We start from the raw sequence: 16,002 nt of genomic DNA, 5'->3' as shown, positions 1-16,002 counted from the left end.
TCAGCCGGTGTTCTGAAGGCCGGCGGCGACGCCGTTGACCGACAGCAGGAGCAGTTCTTCGAGGCGGCGGCGTTCGTCGTCGTCGGTGACGCCGTCGCGCAGCGCGGTGAGGGCCCGCAGTTGCAGGTGGGAGAGGGCGTCGACGTACGGGTTGCGGAGTTCGACGGCGCGGGACAGGACGCGGCGGTTCTCCAGGAGGCGTTCGTGCCCGGTGACCGCCAGGACGAGGGATCGGGTGCGGTCGTACTCGGCCAGCACCGTCTCGGTCATCTCCGGACGGCCGCCGAGGGCCAGGTAGCGCTCGGCGATGGCCCGGTCGGTCTTGGCCAGGCTCATCTCCGCGTTGTCGAGCATCGCGTTGAACAGCGGCCAGGCCGTGTACGCCTCCCGCAGCTCGTCCATGGCGTCGTCCGACACGGCGGCGAGCCCGCTCCCGAGGCCGTACCAGCCGGGCAGGTTGACGCGGGTCTGGGTCCAGGCGAACACCCACGGGATGGCGCGCAGGTCCTCCAGGCCCCGGGCGGCGGTCCGGCGGGACGGGCGGGAGCCGATGCGGAGCTGGGCGATCTCCTCCAGCGGGCTGACCCGGGCGAACCAGGCGGCGAAGCCCTCCGTCTCGATCAGCGAGCGGAACGCGGCGCGGGCGGCGTCGCCGATCCGGTCGGCCAGCGGCCGGAACCGGGCGGCGGCCTCGCGGGCGCGGGCCTCGACCGCCGGGGTGGAGGCCAGCAGCACCGCGTTGGTCACCTGCTCCACGTGCCGCCGGGCGATCTGCGGCTGGCCGTACCGGGCGAAGATCACCTCACCCTGTTCGGTGACCTTGAACCGGCCGGACACCGAGCCCGGGGCCTGCGCCAGGATCGCCCGACCGGCCGGGCCGCCACCACGGCCGAGGGAGCCGCCGCGCCCGTGGAAGAGGGTCAGCCGGATGTCGTTGCGGGCGGCCCAGGCGGCCAACGCCTCCTGCGTGTCGTACAGGCGGAGGGTGGCGCTGGTGGGGCCGAGCTGCTTGGCGGAGTCGGAGTAGCCGAGCATCACCTCGACGCGGCGTCCGGTGTCGGCCAGGCGCTTGCGCACGGCGGGAAGCTTGAGCATGCCCTCCAGCACGTCGGGGGCGCGTTCCAGGTCCTCACCGGTCTCGAACAGCGGCACCACGTCCAGGACGGGGGCCCGGTCGCCCAGCGAGGCGGCCAGCTCGTAGACGTTGGCGATGTCCTCGGCGGACCGGGTGAACGACACCACGTACCGGGTGCAGGCCCGCACCCCGAACCGCTCCTGGATCCAACGGATCACGCGGAGGGTGTCGAGCACCTCCTCGGTCATCTCGCCGAGCGGCCCGACCGCCCGCACCTCGGCCAGCGCCTTCTCGTGGACGCCGGAGTGCTGCCGGATCTCCAGCTCGGCCAGGTGGAACCCGAACGTCTCGGTCTGCCAGACGAGGTGCTGCAACTCCCCGTACGCCTGCCGGCCGGCCCCGGCGGCGGCCAGCGAACCCTGCACGAGCCGCAGGTCGGCCAGCAGCTCGTCCGGGGAGCCGTAGGCGAGGTCGGCGTCGCGTTCGCGGGTGGCGAGGATCCGCTCGGCGACGAACAGCAGGAACTGGCGGTGCGGCTCACCGGGCGAGCGCTTGCCGATCTCGCCGATCCGCACGGGCTGGGCGGTGCGGGCGGCGGCGAGGGCGTTGCGCAGCTCGGCCGACGGCGGGGTGGTGGCGTCGCTGACGGTCAGCTCACGGCCGATCCGGGTGCAGGCGGCCTCCAGGGCGCGCAGCACGTGGTCGGCCTGGATCATCACCGCCTCCCGGGTCACCCGCGCGGTCACGTACGGGTTGCCGTCGCGGTCGCCGCCGATCCAGCTCCCGAACCGCAGGAACGGGCGGGCCCGCGGCGGGCGGACGGGGCCCTCGCCGGCCCCCAGCGCCGTGTCGAGGGACCGATAGATCTGCGGCACCACCCGGAACAGGGTCTCGTCGAAGGCCGCCATCGCGGTGCGGACCTCGTCCAGCGGGTCCATCTGGACGCTGCGGCGCAGCGCCGTCCGCCACAGCAGGTCGATCTCCTCGCGGAGCCTGCGTTCGGTCTCGACGCGCTCGCCGGCGCCGCGCCCGGGGTCGTTGTAGGCGTCCAGCAGCCCGCTGATCCGCATGATCGCGGTCACCACGGCCCGCCGGCGGGCCTCGGTCGGGTGCGCGGTGAACACGGGCCGGAACTCCAGGCCGTCCAGCACCTCCGCGAGCCGGTGCTCGCCGGTCTCCCTGATCTGGGACACCGCCGCCGCCAACGAGCCGCTCACCGGCTCGGCCGGGCCGGTGTCGCGTTCCCGCAGGGTGCGGATGCGGTGGTGCTCCTCGGCCAGGTTGGTCAGGTGGAAGTAGACGGTGAACGCCCGCGCGACCAGTTCGGCGCGGTCCAGCGCCAACCCGTCCACCAGCGCGGCCACGTCGTCGATGGAGGTCAGGCCCTTGCGCGCGTCGATCACGGCGCGGCGCAGCCGTTCCACGTCGTCCAGCAGGTCCTGGCCGCCGTACTCGACGAGGCTGTCGCCGAGCATGGCGCCGAGCAGCCGCACGTCGCCGCGCAGCGGCTCGGGCATCTCCTCGCGGAGCGGCCTGCGGTCGGAGGTCGAGGTCGTCGGGGTCTTCGCGGCGTTCGTGTTCGTGCCCACGGCCTCAGCGTAGTGCGGCGCCGATCAACGGCCGCGGGCGCGGGGGCGCGGACCGCCGGCGGCCCGCGCCTGGTTACGCTGACGCATATGGCGATGCATGCACCGGAACCGCCCGCAGGCGAGATCGACATCCACACCACCGCCGGCAAGCTGGCCGAACTGGAACGACGCAGGTACGAGGCCGTGCACGCGGGATCCGCGAAGGCGGTCGAGAAGCAGCACGCCAAGGGCAAGATGACCGCCCGGGAGCGCATCGACGCCCTGCTGGACCCGGGCTCGTTCGTGGAGTTCGACGAGTTGGCGCGGCATCGCTCCACCAACTTCGGCATGGAGAGGAACCGGCCCTACGGCGACGGGGTCGTCACCGGGTACGGCACGGTCGACGGGCGGCACGTGGCGGTGTTCAGCCAGGACTTCACCGTGGCCGGCGGGTCCCTCGGCGAGGTCTTCGGCGAGAAGATCTGCAAGGTCATGGACCACGCGCTGAAGACCGGCTGCCCGGTCGTCGGCATCAACGACTCCGGCGGCGCCCGCATCCAGGAGGGCGTGGTCGCGCTCGGCCTCTACGCGGAGATCTTCAAGCGCAACGTGCACGCCTCCGGCGTGATCCCGCAGATCTCGCTGGTGATGGGGCCCTGCGCCGGTGGAGCGGTCTACTCCCCCGCGATCACCGACTTCGTGGTGATGGTCGACCAGACCTCGCACATGTTCATCACCGGACCGGACGTGATCAAGACCGTCACCGGCGAGGAGGTGACGATGGAGGAGCTGGGCGGCGCGCGCTCGCACAACACCCGGTCCGGGGTGGCGCACTACCAGGCCTCCGACGAGGACGACGCGTTCGAGTACGTCAAGGCGCTGCTGTCCTACCTGCCGTCCAACAACCTGTCCGACCCGCCCGTCCACGACGTGCCGGTCGACCTGGAGACGGTGGACGCCGAGGGCGAGGCGCTGGACACCCTGATCCCCGACTCGCCCAACCAGCCGTACGACATGCACGCGGTGATCGAGAACGTGGTGGACGACGGCGAGTTCCTGGAGGTCCACCCGCTGTTCGCGCCGAACATCGTGGTCGGGTACGGCCGGGTCGAGGGCCGCCCGGTGGGCATCGTCGCCAACCAGCCGATGCAGTTCGCGGGCACCCTGGACATCGACGCGTCCGAGAAGGCCGCCCGGTTCGTGCGGACCTGCGACGCGTTCAACGTCCCGGTGCTCACGTTCGTGGACGTGCCCGGCTTCCTGCCCGGCACCGACCAGGAGTTCGGCGGGATCATCCGGCGCGGCGCCAAGCTGCTGTACGCCTACGCCGAGGCCACCGTCCCGCTGGTCACGGTGATCACCCGCAAGGCGTACGGCGGCGCGTACGACGTCATGGGCTCCAAGCACCTGGGCGCGGACGTCAACCTGGCCTGGCCGACGGCGCAGATCGCGGTGATGGGGGCGCAGGGCGCGGTCAACATCCTGTACCGGCGGGAGCTGGCGGCGGCCGACGACCCCGACACCCGCCGCGCCGAGCTGATCACCGAGTACGAGGACGCGCTGGCCAACCCGTACATCGCCGCCGAGCGAGGCTACGTGGACGCGGTGATCAGGCCGTCGGAGACCCGGGGGCAGGTGATCCGGGCGCTGCGGTCGCTGCGGGAGAAGCGGGCCTCGCTTCCGCCCAAGAAGCACGGCAACATCCCCTTGTGACCCCTTCGAGGAGGCTCCCATGAGCGAACGGCCGTTCCTTCAGGTCGTGCGGGGCGACGCGACGCCCGAGGAGATCGCGGCGCTCGTGGCGGTGCTGTCGGCGCACGCCGTCGCCCGGGGGGGCCGATCCGGCGACGGGGGGCGGGAGCGGCCCTCGGCGTGGGCGGACCGGTCCCGCGCGGTCCGCCGGCCGCTGCCGCACGGGCCGGGGACGTGGCGGGCCTCGAGCCTGCCGCGCTGATCGTTCCGGGCCCCTCACCGGGCATCGCGGGCATATACCCAGGCCCCGGGCGAGCCCCGGGGCCACAACGTGCTCCCTGTCGGCGGTTCCGCTCCGCAAGCGCGCGTACGCGAATAAGGTAGAAACCCCATGGCTACCTCGGAGCTCGTTCCCCAGCCCGCCCGCTATGCCGTCTTCGTGGACGCGGGATATCTCTACGCTGCCTCGGGTGCGCTGCTCCTGGAGGCGTCCTCGCGGCGTGAGTATCGCGTCGCGGCGGAGAAACTCATTCGAGCGCTGACCAGCCATGCCGCCGAGGGGCTGCGCGGCGAGCTGCTGCGCGTCTACTGGTTCGACGCCGCCCCGCGCCGTCAGCCGACCGTCGACCAGCGCGTGATCGCCAACCTGCCGCTGGTCAAGCTGCGGCTCGGCAACCTGAACGCGCAGGGCCAGCAGAAGGGCGTGGACGCCCAGCTCCGCGCCGACCTGGAGGCGCTCGCCCGGCATCGGGCGATCACCGACGCGGTGCTGCTGGCCGGCGACGAGGACATGCTGCCCGCCGTGGAGGCCGCGCAGCGCTACGGAGTCCGCGTCCATCTGTGGGGCGTGGAGCCCACCCACGGCTCCAACCAGGCCGAGTGGCTGGTGTGGGAGTCCGACACGGTGGAGGTCCTGGCGGCCGACTTCCTGCGGCCCTACTTCGCCAAGGCGGGGGTGCTGGCCGTCCCGCAGGCGAGCCCGCCCCGGGAGACCACCGTGACCGGCGCGGCGCCCAAGGCCGCCCCGGTGCCCTCCCCGTCCCAGGTGTTCGCCGGTCGGGCCCCGTCCACCAAGCCGGTGCCGGCCGCCGGGGGCCGCGCGGGCTCACCCCTGCCGGTGCCCAACAGCGACGGCAAGCTCGGCCCGGACCGTCACCACATGCTGGAGATCGGCGAGCACGTCGCCCAGAAGTGGATCTTCGAGCGGGGTCGCGACAACATCCGCGACCTGCTGCCCGGGCCCATCCTCCCGCCCGTCATCGACAAGGAGCTGCTGATCGAGGCGGAGAAGGAGCTCGGCCGCTCCCTGCGCCCCTACCAGGAGGCGCGCACCTGGCTGCGCGACGGCTTCTGGGAGCGCGTCTACCGCGAGTTCGGCATAGGGATCGGCACCTCGCACTGAGGCGCGCCGCCGTTCCAACGGGCGACGGGGCCGGTCGGGTGTCCTTTCGGAGGCCAAACCTCGGGAGGGTGGACACATCAGGCCATCTCCTCCCTCGTATTCGCGCCGAAACCGGACACATCTCGGGCACCCCTAGGCAGACCACCCCGAGGTGACATCGATGGACCGTCGAGTCTTCCTGCACGCCACCGGGCTCCTGGGCGCCGCCGTCCCCCTGCTGGGAACGAGCGCCGTCCGGGCCGCTCCCGACGACGCCGCCCTCGTACGGGCAGCCCTCGACCGGCTGGCCGCCGACACGATGCGCGGACTCGCCGTGTTCGTGCTGCCCGGCCCGGACGCCTACTCCCGGGTCCAGGGCACCCCACGGCCCGAGCCCGGAGGGATCGAGTCCCGGACCGACGCGTTCCTGGTGGACGCGCTGAACCGGTACCTGCCGTTCCCCGACCTGGTCGCGGTCCCGCTGACCCGGGCGCTCGCGCAGGGCGCCGGGTCGCTGGACCTGCCCCTCGCACCCGCGCCCCGCACGGCCGACGGCCCGCTCCGGCGGGTCGACGCGGGCCTGCGGCGGCTCCTGGAGAACGACGCGACGATCCCGCTGGCGCCGGCCGTCGCGCTGATGCTCAACCTGCAGGCGGTACGGGTCCATCCGGCGTCGGTGCTCGGACCGTTCCTGTCGCCGTTCGCCCGGCTGAGCCACACCCACAAGGCGCGCGTCTTCGAGCTGATGGAGGGCGCGGACCCCGCGCTGGTCGGGCTGCTGGACCGGCATCTGCCCGAGCCGCTGCGGGGCTCGGTGTCCGGGCTGCTGAAGTTCCTGGCGGGGGCGCTCCTGGAACTGACCGCGCTGGGCTCGTGTTCGGAGTGGGCCGTCTTCGACCCGGACACCAAACGGGTGCGGGAGCGGCCCGTCGGCTGGCGGATCTCCGGATACACCCCCTCGATCGACGGATGGGACGAGCACAAGGGCTACTACCAGGGACGACGGGCGGTGACGGGCTGATGCGCGACGTCATCGTGGTCGGGGCCGGAGGCGGCGGCCCCGTCGTGGCGAAGGAACTGGCGGCGGCCGGACTCGACGTGCTCCTGCTGGAGGGCGGCCCGCACCACACCGACCCGCGGGCCTCGTGGACGCACTACGAGAACGACGCCAACAATCCGCTCACCGGGTTCCTGCGGTTCGGGCCGTCCGACCGGAGAAAACCCGCGTGGCTTCGCGAGGAGCCGCAGAACTCGTACCTCCTCCAGGCGGGTGGGGTCGGCGGCACCACCCAGCACTACTACGGCAACTCCCCGCGCGCCTACCGCGGCCTGTTCGCCGGGTACGACGGGCCGGACCGGGGGGCGTACGACAGCGCGCACGCCTTCCCCTTCCCCTACGAGGAGCTGGTGCCCTACTACGAATGGGTGGAGGCGACCCTGCCCGTGCAGACGGCGGCCATGGGCACCAAGGAGGCGCTGTTCTTCAAGGGGGCCGAGCAACTCGGCATCCCGGTGCAGACCACCAAGGACACCCTGCACGCCTCGTACCGGCCGCAGGAGAACGCCATCCTCCAACCGGGCGGCACGGCGGGGCTCACCACCGACCCGGCGCGGCTGCGCCACCCCGAGGCCACCGGCTGCACCTACTGCGGGTTCTGTCTTCAGGGATGCATGGAGCCGATCAGCGCGCCGCGCAACCAGTACGCCAAACGCTCGACCGACAACAGCTACGTCCCGATGGCGCTCACCGCCGCCGCGTGGGCCCCGCAGGGCAGGAACGCGACGCTGATCCCCGACGCGTTCGTGACCGAGGTCCAGATGGAGGGCGCGGCGGCGAGACGGTCACCTCGGGCGTCACCTGGCGCGACGGACGGACCGGCGAGCGGCACCGCGAGGACGCCCAGGTCGTCGTCCTGGCCGGCGGGGCCACCGAGACGCCCCGGCTGTGGCTGAACAGCGGGCTGCCGAACCCCAACGGCTGGGTCGGGCGCGGGTTCACCGATCATTTCCTCGACGGCGTCACCGGACTGTTCGACGAGGAGACCGGCTCGTCCAAGGGCCCCAGCTCGGCGGCGCGCTGCGACTTCCCCGGCCACGGCTGTCTGGAGGGGCTGGGGCTCCCGCCCGCGATGCAGGCGTTCTCCATGGCGCTGTCCGACAGCGGCGTCCGCGGCCGGTACACCAACGGCCGCGGCATGACCGGCCCCTGGGACGGCCCGGCCGGGCGGGTGATCGGCCCCGAGCTGAAGGAGGCCCTGGGCCACGGCGTGAACCGGTTGCTCAACATCCTCATCCTCACCGGCGACGACGTGCAGCACCGCAACCGGGTGCTGACGTCGGTCTTCCCGCCCGACGAGCACGGCGCGGTGCCCAAGGTGGTGATCGACGGCCGGGCCCGCACCCGCCGGACGACCGCCGGCCGCGAGTTCCTCGCCCGGAAGGCCACCGAGCTGCTCCGCAAGGCGGGGGCGCGCACCGTGTACCGGTTCGACTGGGCGCCGCTGCTGCTGCACGTCCACTCCTCGATGCGGATGGGCGGGTCGGAGGCCGACTCGGTGCTGACCGCCGACGCCGAGAGCCGCTGGGTGCGCCGGCTGTACGTGGCCGACAACTCCGCGCTGGCCAACTCACTCGGCGGCCCGAACCCGACCCTGACCACGCAGGCGCTGGCCACCCGCACGGCCGAACGGATCCTCGTCCGGCACTTCGGGGGGCTGCCCTGGGTGCGTTCGGAGGCCCCGGTCGTCTCCACCGACGCCCGGGTGACCCGGGCGCTCTGACGAGGTCCGATTTCCGCCGGTTCAGCGGTCCTGCCATCGGGTTTACTCGGGGACATGCTCGACTTCGACTCTTGTTACCGGGCGGTGTCGGCGCGGGACGCCCGGTTCGACGGACGCTTCTTCACCGGGGTGACCTCGACCGGGATCTACTGCCGGCCGATCTGCCCGGCGCGGACCCCGACGCGCCGGAACGTACGGTTCTACCAGGACGCGGCGGCGGCCGAGGCGGCCGGGTTCCGACCGTGCAAGCGGTGCCGGCCCGAGTCGTCCCCCGGGTCGGCGCGCTGGGACGCCCGCGGCGACCTGGTGCGGCGCGGGCTGCGGCTGATCGACGACGGTGTGGTCGACGACCACGGCGTGCGGGGGCTGGCGGGCCGGCTGTCGGTGACCGAACGGCACCTGCACCGGCTGTTCGTCGCCGAGTTGGGCGCTCCCCCGCTGGCGGTGGCGCGCAGCAGGCGGCTCCAGCTCGCGCGGCGGCTGCTGCGGGAGACGTCCATGCCGGTGACGGACGTGGCGTTCGCGGCGGGGTTCGGCAGCGTCCGGCAGTTCAACGCGACGCTGCAGGAGACCTACGGGCAGACGCCGTCGGAGCTGCGCGGGCCCCAGCCCGCGAACGGGTCGGTGCTGGCGCTCCGGCTCGCGGTGCGCGAGCCGTTCGACGCGGCGGGGCTGCTGGACTTCCTCGCCGCCCGGGCGATCCCCGGTGTGGAGGAGGTCGAGGGCGGGCGCTACGTCCGCGCCGGCCCCGGCCCGTACCGGGTCGAGCTGGAGCCCCGGGACGGGCACGTGCTGATGCGGGTCGACGCGGCCGACCTGCGCGGCGTGTCCCGCCTGGTCGCCCGCTGCCGGCGGCTCCTCGACCTGGACGCGGAGCCGCACGCGGTGCACGACGTGCTCGGCGCGGACGGCCTGCTCGCGCCGCTGGTCGCGGCACGGCCGGGGCTGCGGGTGCCGGGCGCGTTCGACGGCTTCGAGATGGCGGTCCGGGCGGTGCTCGGTCAGCAGGTCTCGGTGGCGGCGGCCCGCACCTTCGCGGGACGCCTCGTCGCCCGGTGCGGCGAGCCGCTCGCGCAGCCCACCGGGACGCTGACCCACCGGTTCCCGACGGCCGGGGCGGTCGCCGCCGCCGACCTGTCCGGCCTCGGTCTGACCGGCGCGCGCGAGCGGACCCTGCGGGCGCTCGCCGAGGCGACGGCGTCGGGCGATCTCGACCTGGGCGGCGGCGCCGACCCCGCCGAGACCGAACGGCGACTCCTGGCGCTCCCGGGCGTCGGCCCGTGGACGGCGTCGTACGTGGCGATGCGCGCCCTCGGCGACCCCGACGCCTTCCCCTCCGGCGACCTGGCCCTGCGCAACGCCGTCCGCGACCTCACGGGCGTCGAGACGTCCGCGCAGGATCTGGTCGAACGCGCCGAGGCATGGCGCCCATGGCGGGCCTACGCGGTGATGCACCTTTGGGCGTCATTGGGGGCGGGCGAACGGACCGCGACGGCGGGCGTTCCCGGTCGACGATGAGCGAACGACGAGGAAGGTTTTCATGATCAACGCGATGGTGTTGGACACCCCGATCGGCCCCCTGTCCCTGCTGGAGCACGATGGCGCGCTGGTCGCCGCCGGCTTCACGCCCGACCCTCGCGAGATGCACGCCCGGCTGCATCCGTCGCTGCGCTCGTACGACCTGACCGCCGTGGACGACCTCGGTGACCTCGGCAAGGCGCACTCGGCCTACTTCGACGGCGACGTCGCCGCCCTCGACGCCGTTCCCGTCCGTCAGCCCGGCACGCCGACGCGTGAGCGACTGTGGGCGGTGCTCCGGGAGGTCCGGGCCAGCGAGACCATCACCTACGGCGAACTCGCCGCTCGGGCGGGTCTCCCGCCCGGTGCCGCGCGGGCGGCGGGGCAGGCGTGCGCGCAGAACCTCGTCGCCCCGGTCGTCCCCTGCCACCGAGTCCTCCCGGCCGGCGGCGGCCTCCAGGGGTACTACTACGGCCTGGAACGCAAGCGCTGGCTGATCGACCACGAAGCGGCGGGGCTCTTCTAGACCCGGGTCAGTGGTGGGCCATCTGCCGCCAGTGGGGAAGCAGCTCCTCGATGAGGGCCTCGGTCTCGGGCTGCATCTGGGCGATCATGGGGTCGCGGCCGACGTGGTCGCGGAGTTCGTCCACGGTGCGTTCGACCTGGGTGCGGTCGCCGGTGGCGTGGGTGGCGCGGAGCAGGTCGCGCCACAGGCCCTCGTCCTGCGGGAGGAGGCGCAGGCCGGAGCGGGCGGCGGTGGCCGCGCCCCGGGGGTCGCCGTCCTCCAGGCGGAGGACGGCCAGGCGGTGGGCGACGTCGAGGACGCGGGCGGTCGCCTCGTACTCCAGGTCGTCGGCGGCCAGCCAGCCGTAGCGGCCACGGGGACGGTCGGCCAGCAGGGGCCCACGAATGAGGTCGAGGGCGTACGACATGTAGGCGGCCTCGCTGGCGGGTTCGGCGGCGGAGCGCCAGATCAGCCAGCGGAACACCGACCAGTCGACGCGGACCTCGGAGCCGAGCCTGATGCGGCCGCGCTCGTCGTAGTACAGGTTGGGGCGGCCCCGGGAGTCGCGGCCGAGCCAGTCGGAGACCCGGGCGATGCAGGCGTCGCGGACGGCGGCGCTCACGCCGCGCGGCCAGACGGCGCCGCCCAGCACCGTGGGGTGCACGCCGCCGGGATGGGTGGCCAGGTAGACCAACACCTCGGTGCACACGTCGCGGCGGGTGTCGTCCATCGGGCCGGGGGCGATCACCTCGATCGGGCCGAGCAGCCGGATGTCGACCTCGGGCTGATGCTCGGCCGGCGCGGGCGGCTCATCGCCGGGAACGGGAGCGGGCAGCGGGGTGCCGTCGAGACGGCCCGCCGTGCGGAACAGCCCCACGACCGCGCGGTAGTGCTCCTCGCCGACGAGTTGGGCGTCGACCTCGAAGCCCAGCACACCCGCCGACATGCGGCCGTCGGCGGTGACGTCCCAGGTCCAGGTGGCGCCCTGCACCTCGCCGGCGACCAGATGACCGGCGGCCATCCGCTGGCCGGTGCGGGCGAGGGCGACCAGGCGGTCGGCCTCGGTCTCGGTCGGCTGGTCGGCCATGATCAGGTAGTGCGGCATCCAGGCCTCGCCGAACATCCCCCGGCAGCGGCCGGTGAGCACCGAGTCCACGCCCGAGGCTGCCAGCGCCTGCCGGACCTCCTGGCTGCGGCCCTCCAGTTCGGGCAGCGCCTCGGCCAGGGAGGCGACGTTGCGGATCCGGTCGGGCGCGATCTCCGCGAGGCCGCCGCCCAACTCGTCGCCGAAGCCGACCAGCGTGATCCGCATGTGGTCGGACCAGCGGTTGGTGGCCAGCTCCAGGGCGATCGCGGCGAGCGCCGCCCGCCGGGTGGCCTCGGGCCCGCGCAACGCGATCAGCCCGTGGGCGGCCTCCAGGTCGACCAGGATGCGGCCCGTCTGGTTCGTGCCGATGGAGACCAGACCCGGGTACGGGGCCAGCACGTCGGCGAGGTCCTCGGACTCCAGGGCGGCGAGGGCGTCGGCGCGCAGCCGCCACACCTGACCGTCGTCGTAGGCGTGCCAGGGGTCGGGCGGGTTGTGGTCGGCGGGGGCGATCCACAGGTCGAGGCTCTCCTCGCCGAGGTGGACGCCGTAGACCGTGGGCAGGGTACGGCCGTCGGCCGCCAGGGACGTGGACAGGTGCCGCAGACCGATGTCCAGGAGCCGGGCGGCGTGCTCGTCCTGACCGACCCGCAACGCCTCCTCGGCCCGGGCCTCCACACCCTCGGGGCGGGCGATCATCTGCCCGAACGCGCGCCGCCCCATCTGCTCGCGGCGACGCCGGCCCAGCGCGGCCAGCACGCCGGCGGCCAGCAACGACGCCACCGCCAGGCCCTGCGGCCAGCCGATCTCCACGGGGGCGGACGACTCGCCGGCGCGCTGCGGGGCCTCGCGCGTGGGAGCGGGGGCCGCCGGGCCCGGGGCCTCGGGCGTTGGGGCCTGCTTGGCGGGCGGCGGCGCGGGGGCCTGGCTCTTGGGCGGCTCCGGGGCCGGGGTGCGCGGCCGCTGCTCCTCCGGGGCGGGCTCTCGGGGCTGCGGGGCGCGCGGCGGGGGCTCCGGGTCGCCGTCGGGCTTGGGGTCGGGCTTGGGGTGCCCGTACCGGAAGTACTCGTCCAGGTCCTCGGCCGGGATGGTGCGCGCGCCCACGGCGTCGTCGGGCATCTCCAGGATCCAGCCGGGGCGGATCAGGCTGGCGATGGTGAGCCTGCTGCCGTCCGGCTGGACCCGGCCCTTGTTCAGCGCGTAGATCTCCTTGTAGCGGCGGCCCTCGCCCAGACAGCGGTCGGCGATCTCCCACAGGCTCTCGTGGTGCCGTCCCTCCGGCGGCTGCACCCGATAGATCTTGGTGGTCTTCGCCTTCGTCGCCGGGGCGTCGGTCAGGGTCTCGGCGGGCGTCTCCGGAGCCGCCAGGTCGACCGGCGCGGTCGCCGCCACCGGTTGGAACCGCTCGGCCTGCGCCGCCGCGGGTCGGCTCGGGCCCAGGTCCTTGCCGGAGAACGCGGGCATCACGGCCGACGTCACGGTGAACAGCAGCAGCGCGGCCACCACCAGCCGGTGGATCAGCGACTGGACCCCGCCGGCCAGCGGCACCCGGGCGGGCACCCCGACCCCGCGGATCCCGGCGTACGCCTCCACCGCCACGCAGGCCAGGAGTTGCAGCCAGGCGAGCCAGACGAGGATCACCAGGATGGTGATGATCGAACTCGGCCCCAGCTCCCGGGTCAGGTCGTTCATGGTGGGCGCCTGATCGGGCCACGGCGACCCGAAGACGGCCAGCAGCACGGCGGGCACCCCGGCGACCAGGGCGGTCAGCGCCGCCAGGGCCGACAGCCCCGCCAGCACGTCGCCGGCGCTGCGAGTGCGGATCCTGACTGGCTCGCGTGGTGACATCATGCCTCTGGGGTCTCGTCCGGGGGAACTCGTCTAGGGGGTCTCGCCGGTCTCGGGGTGCGCGGATGCCGTTGAGGTCATCGTAAAGTCCCCGAGCCCCGGCACAATCCCGAGCAACCGTGCCCGCACCGTGATGGTGACCGTCACGCTGACCTCCTCCGCGCCCGGCAGGCAGGAGCGCGCGGTGACCTCCGTCCCGTACGCGTCCAGCAGATCGTAGGCCCCGGCGCAGGCGCGGCCCGGGTCGATCTCGGGACGTCCGGTGGCGCGCAGGACGTCGGCGTCGATCTCGTTGGCCCCCGCCCGGGCCGCCTGCTCGGCCATGTCGGCGGCCCGCTGCCGGGCGTGGATCGCCAGCCCGCCGTCCACCAGCAGCCCGGCGAGCAACAGCACGGCCGGGGTGAGGAGCACGGTGAACATCGCGATGCTGCCGCGCTCGCCCCGGGGTCCGCGCCGCGCGCTCATTCCGCCCCCTCCGGCGCCGTGTCGGTGCCCCGGTAGGTGTACGTGTCGATGGGCGCGACCGCGTCGCCGCTGAACGTCCGGGAGCCCGGCAGCCCGATGAACGCCAGGTCGCCGAGGTCGACGCTGCAGCTCACGGTGACGGTGACCCGACCGCCCGGCCCCCACCGGCCGGTGTCGGTGCTGACGCGGGGCCCGCCCTGGCACCAGTGGGTGCCGCGCAGGCTGTCGGCCGCGGCCCGTTCGGCGAACCGCACGGCGTCGGGCGCGCTGCGGGCGATCGAGGCGGCGCGGACCGCGTCGCGGGCGGCCCCGTCGATCTGGCTCTGCGCGTCCACCACCCGGCCGGCCGCCGCCAGCAGCATCAGGAACATCACGAAGACCGGTGTGAGTAGCACGAGCTCCAGCGACATGCCGCCGCCGTCCCCGCGCCACCGCCGGAGTCCGGTCATGGGGCCTCGCAGTCGGTGCCGCCGTCGTCGGGCCGGAAGCACTCGATCGGGCCGCCCGCCCGCTGGTGCACCCGGAACGTCATGAACGGGATCACCCGGACCGCCTTGCCCTCGACGTCCACCCACCGGTTGTCGGCCCCGTCGGTGGTGGCCTCGGTCCGCAGGTCGGTGAGCAGGCTGCCGCCGACGTGCCGGACGGAGGTGCGGGCCTTGGCCTCGGCCTCGGCCTTCCAGCTCCCGTCCACGTCGCCGCGGGCCACCCGGGCGCCGCTCTGCGCCGCCGCCAGCGCCACATGACGGGCGTGGTACACCATCGCGAACTGGATCACGCACAGGATGACCAGGATCAGGGCCGGGGTCAGCAGCGCCAGCTCCATCGAGGACACGCCCTCGTCGGACCGGCGTCGGATCACTTGTACTCGGTCTTGATCTTCTCCGCGGAGTCCTCGATGCTGCCGCGGATCACCGCGTAGACCGCGATGGCGATGGCCGCGAGCATCCCGGTGATGATGGCCCACTCGATCGCGGACACGCCGACACCGCGGTCCTCGGTCCGGGCCCGGTGGATGCGGAGCTCCACCATCGCCCGCAGATAGACGATCGCGGGGTCGTTCAAGGGGTTCACGGTGACTCCTCGTGATTCTCATTGCGGATAGGGGCATCGTGCGTCACGCCGTCAAGACCCGCACCAGCGCGGGGAAGCCCAGAAAGACCATGAAGCCGAAGCAGAACAGCAACTGCGCCACCAGCATCGACTGGGAGCGCTCCCCCGCCTTGCCCTCCAGGTCCGACAACTCGCGTGCCCGCATCGACGCGGCGCGGGCCGTCAGCGACTGCCGTACCTTGGCCCCGTCGTCGGCGACCAGCGTCAACGCCGCCGCCAGGTCGCGCAACTCGCCGATGTTGACGTCCTCGCCGAGGCGTCCCAGCGCCTGCCACGGGGTCTGCCCGGTGATGCGGGCGTTGGCCAGCGAGTCCCGGATCCGGACCATGGCCCAGCCGTCGCCGACCTGGGCGGCGCTCATCAGCGCCTCCGGCACGCCCCGGCCCCCCGCCAGGTTCATCGAGACCAGGTCCAGGAACGCGCCCACCACGTGCCGGAAGTCCCGGCGACGCTGCGCGGCCTCCTGGCGGAGCTGGATGTCGGGCAGGACGAAGAAGAACGCCGCGAACAGCACCGCCATCCACGTGGGCAGCGCGAGCCCGCCGCCCACGTCCAGGAGCGCCGTGTAGGCCACCAGCGCGGGCAGGAAGATCAGCGCGGCCGACGGCAGCAGGAACTTGGTGGCGAGGAAGCCCTCGTAGGAGCGCCCCAGCAGGGCCAGGTCGGCGCGGACCGACCGCTGTTCCCACCCCCGCGACTCGTACAGACGCGCCACCGACCGCCCCACCTGGGCGCGCAGGCCGCTGACCTGCTCGACACCGGGCGCGGCGCGGTTCTGCTTCCCGGCGGTGTCGGCGGCCCGCGCCCGGTCGAACGCCGCGAGCCCGGCCGCCAACCCCGGCCGCGCCGGGAACAGGGCCCGGACCAGCGCATACAGACCGAGCCCCACGGCGGCCCCGGCCAACAACGCCCCGGTCACCCGGCACCTCCTCGAACCCGCGCCCCGAGTCCCCTTCGGGTTTCCGATGTC

General features: G+C 73.7%; 14 protein-coding genes. 7 read left to right on the top strand and 7 right to left on the bottom strand.

All coding sequences use genetic code 11. The features are described 5' to 3' along the window. Positions 1-2,592 carry a phosphoenolpyruvate carboxylase gene (locus DFJ69_RS18725; RefSeq protein ID WP_116026732.1) on the bottom strand — a complete coding sequence of 864 codons (2,592 nt, stop codon included), beginning with the start codon at positions 2,590-2,592 and terminating at the stop codon, positions 1-3. Positions 2,593-2,751: 159 nt separating this feature from the next. Here DFJ69_RS18725 and DFJ69_RS18720 point away from each other — a divergent pair, with 159 nt between their 5' ends. From DFJ69_RS18720 to DFJ69_RS18690, 7 genes are all read left to right on the top strand, one after another. Further along, positions 2,752-4,356, top strand: a complete 1,605-nt coding sequence (locus tag DFJ69_RS18720; protein WP_211328656.1) for an acyl-CoA carboxylase subunit beta — start codon at positions 2,752-2,754, stop codon at positions 4,354-4,356. 19 nt (positions 4,357-4,375) lie between these two features. Next, positions 4,376-4,597: an acyl-CoA carboxylase subunit epsilon gene (locus DFJ69_RS18715; protein ID WP_116023790.1), complete on the top strand. Its 222-nt coding sequence runs from the start codon at positions 4,376-4,378 to the stop codon at positions 4,595-4,597. Positions 4,598-4,726: 129 nt separating this feature from the next. Then, positions 4,727-5,737, top strand: coding sequence for an NYN domain-containing protein (locus DFJ69_RS18710; protein WP_116023789.1), 1,011 nt, complete (start codon positions 4,727-4,729; stop codon positions 5,735-5,737). Between the two features lie 160 nt (positions 5,738-5,897). Then, positions 5,898-6,737, top strand: a complete 840-nt coding sequence (locus tag DFJ69_RS18705; RefSeq protein ID WP_116023788.1) for a hypothetical protein — start codon at positions 5,898-5,900, stop codon at positions 6,735-6,737. Positions 6,738-7,473: 736 nt separating this feature from the next. Further along, positions 7,474-8,496, top strand: a complete 1,023-nt coding sequence (locus DFJ69_RS35630; protein WP_245974449.1) for a GMC oxidoreductase — start codon at positions 7,474-7,476, stop codon at positions 8,494-8,496. Between the two features lie 54 nt (positions 8,497-8,550). Continuing rightward, complete coding sequence (locus DFJ69_RS18695) at positions 8,551-10,014, top strand: DNA-3-methyladenine glycosylase 2 family protein (protein WP_116023787.1); 1,464 nt, start codon at positions 8,551-8,553, stop codon at positions 10,012-10,014. A gap of 22 nt (positions 10,015-10,036) precedes the next feature. Continuing rightward, complete coding sequence (locus DFJ69_RS18690) at positions 10,037-10,540, top strand: methylated-DNA--[protein]-cysteine S-methyltransferase (RefSeq protein WP_116023786.1); 504 nt, start codon at positions 10,037-10,039, stop codon at positions 10,538-10,540. Positions 10,541-10,547: 7 nt separating this feature from the next. Here DFJ69_RS18690 and DFJ69_RS36205 read toward each other — a convergent pair whose 3' ends face one another. From DFJ69_RS36205 to DFJ69_RS36200, 6 genes are read right to left on the bottom strand one after another with little or no spacing between them, the layout of a single operon-like run. After that, positions 10,548-13,457: a BTAD domain-containing putative transcriptional regulator gene (locus DFJ69_RS36205; RefSeq protein ID WP_281275870.1), complete on the bottom strand. Its 2,910-nt coding sequence runs from the start codon at positions 13,455-13,457 to the stop codon at positions 10,548-10,550. 30 nt (positions 13,458-13,487) lie between these two features. Beyond that, positions 13,488-13,919: a pilus assembly protein TadG-related protein gene (locus DFJ69_RS18680; RefSeq protein ID WP_245974448.1), complete on the bottom strand. Its 432-nt coding sequence runs from the start codon at positions 13,917-13,919 to the stop codon at positions 13,488-13,490. Next, on the bottom strand, positions 13,916-14,368 hold the full coding sequence (locus tag DFJ69_RS18675; protein ID WP_245974447.1) for a TadE/TadG family type IV pilus assembly protein: 453 nt from the start codon (positions 14,366-14,368) through the stop codon (positions 13,916-13,918). Before DFJ69_RS18675 ends, DFJ69_RS18680 begins: the two co-directional genes overlap by 4 nt. Beyond that, positions 14,365-14,781 (bottom strand): TadE/TadG family type IV pilus assembly protein, encoded by a 417-nt coding sequence (locus DFJ69_RS18670; protein ID WP_245974446.1) that lies wholly within the window; start codon positions 14,779-14,781, stop codon positions 14,365-14,367. Before DFJ69_RS18670 ends, DFJ69_RS18675 begins: the two co-directional genes overlap by 4 nt. Continuing rightward, positions 14,778-14,993 carry a hypothetical protein gene (locus DFJ69_RS18665; RefSeq protein WP_116023785.1) on the bottom strand — a complete coding sequence of 72 codons (216 nt, stop codon included), beginning with the start codon at positions 14,991-14,993 and terminating at the stop codon, positions 14,778-14,780. Before DFJ69_RS18665 ends, DFJ69_RS18670 begins: the two co-directional genes overlap by 4 nt. A gap of 43 nt (positions 14,994-15,036) precedes the next feature. Next, positions 15,037-15,951 (bottom strand): type II secretion system F family protein, encoded by a 915-nt coding sequence (locus DFJ69_RS36200; RefSeq protein ID WP_116023784.1) that lies wholly within the window; start codon positions 15,949-15,951, stop codon positions 15,037-15,039. Positions 15,952-16,002: the final 51 nt, after the last annotated feature.

This window comes from Thermomonospora umbrina (genome assembly GCF_003386555.1).
Taxonomy (GTDB): Bacteria; Actinomycetota; Actinomycetes; order Streptosporangiales; family Streptosporangiaceae; genus Thermomonospora; species Thermomonospora umbrina.
This window is presented reverse-complemented; position numbering and strand designations above follow the sequence as displayed.

Excerpts from the sequence above, each read along its gene's own strand:
- DFJ69_RS18725 (WP_116026732.1), bottom strand. The coding sequence starts at position 2,592 with ATGCCCGAGCCGCTGCGCGGCGACGTGCGGCTGCTCGGCGCCATGCTC.
- DFJ69_RS18720 (WP_211328656.1), top strand. The coding sequence starts at position 2,752 with ATGGCGATGCATGCACCGGAACCGCCCGCAGGCGAGATCGACATCCAC.
- DFJ69_RS18715 (WP_116023790.1), top strand. The coding sequence starts at position 4,376 with ATGAGCGAACGGCCGTTCCTTCAGGTCGTGCGGGGCGACGCGACGCCC.
- DFJ69_RS18710 (WP_116023789.1), top strand. The coding sequence starts at position 4,727 with ATGGCTACCTCGGAGCTCGTTCCCCAGCCCGCCCGCTATGCCGTCTTC.
- DFJ69_RS18705 (WP_116023788.1), top strand. The coding sequence starts at position 5,898 with ATGGACCGTCGAGTCTTCCTGCACGCCACCGGGCTCCTGGGCGCCGCC.
- DFJ69_RS18695 (WP_116023787.1), top strand. The coding sequence starts at position 8,551 with ATGCTCGACTTCGACTCTTGTTACCGGGCGGTGTCGGCGCGGGACGCC.
- DFJ69_RS18690 (WP_116023786.1), top strand. The coding sequence starts at position 10,037 with ATGATCAACGCGATGGTGTTGGACACCCCGATCGGCCCCCTGTCCCTG.
- DFJ69_RS36205 (WP_281275870.1), bottom strand. The coding sequence starts at position 13,457 with ATGATGTCACCACGCGAGCCAGTCAGGATCCGCACTCGCAGCGCCGGC.
- DFJ69_RS18680 (WP_245974448.1), bottom strand. The coding sequence starts at position 13,919 with ATGAGCGCGCGGCGCGGACCCCGGGGCGAGCGCGGCAGCATCGCGATG.
- DFJ69_RS18675 (WP_245974447.1), bottom strand. The coding sequence starts at position 14,368 with ATGACCGGACTCCGGCGGTGGCGCGGGGACGGCGGCGGCATGTCGCTG.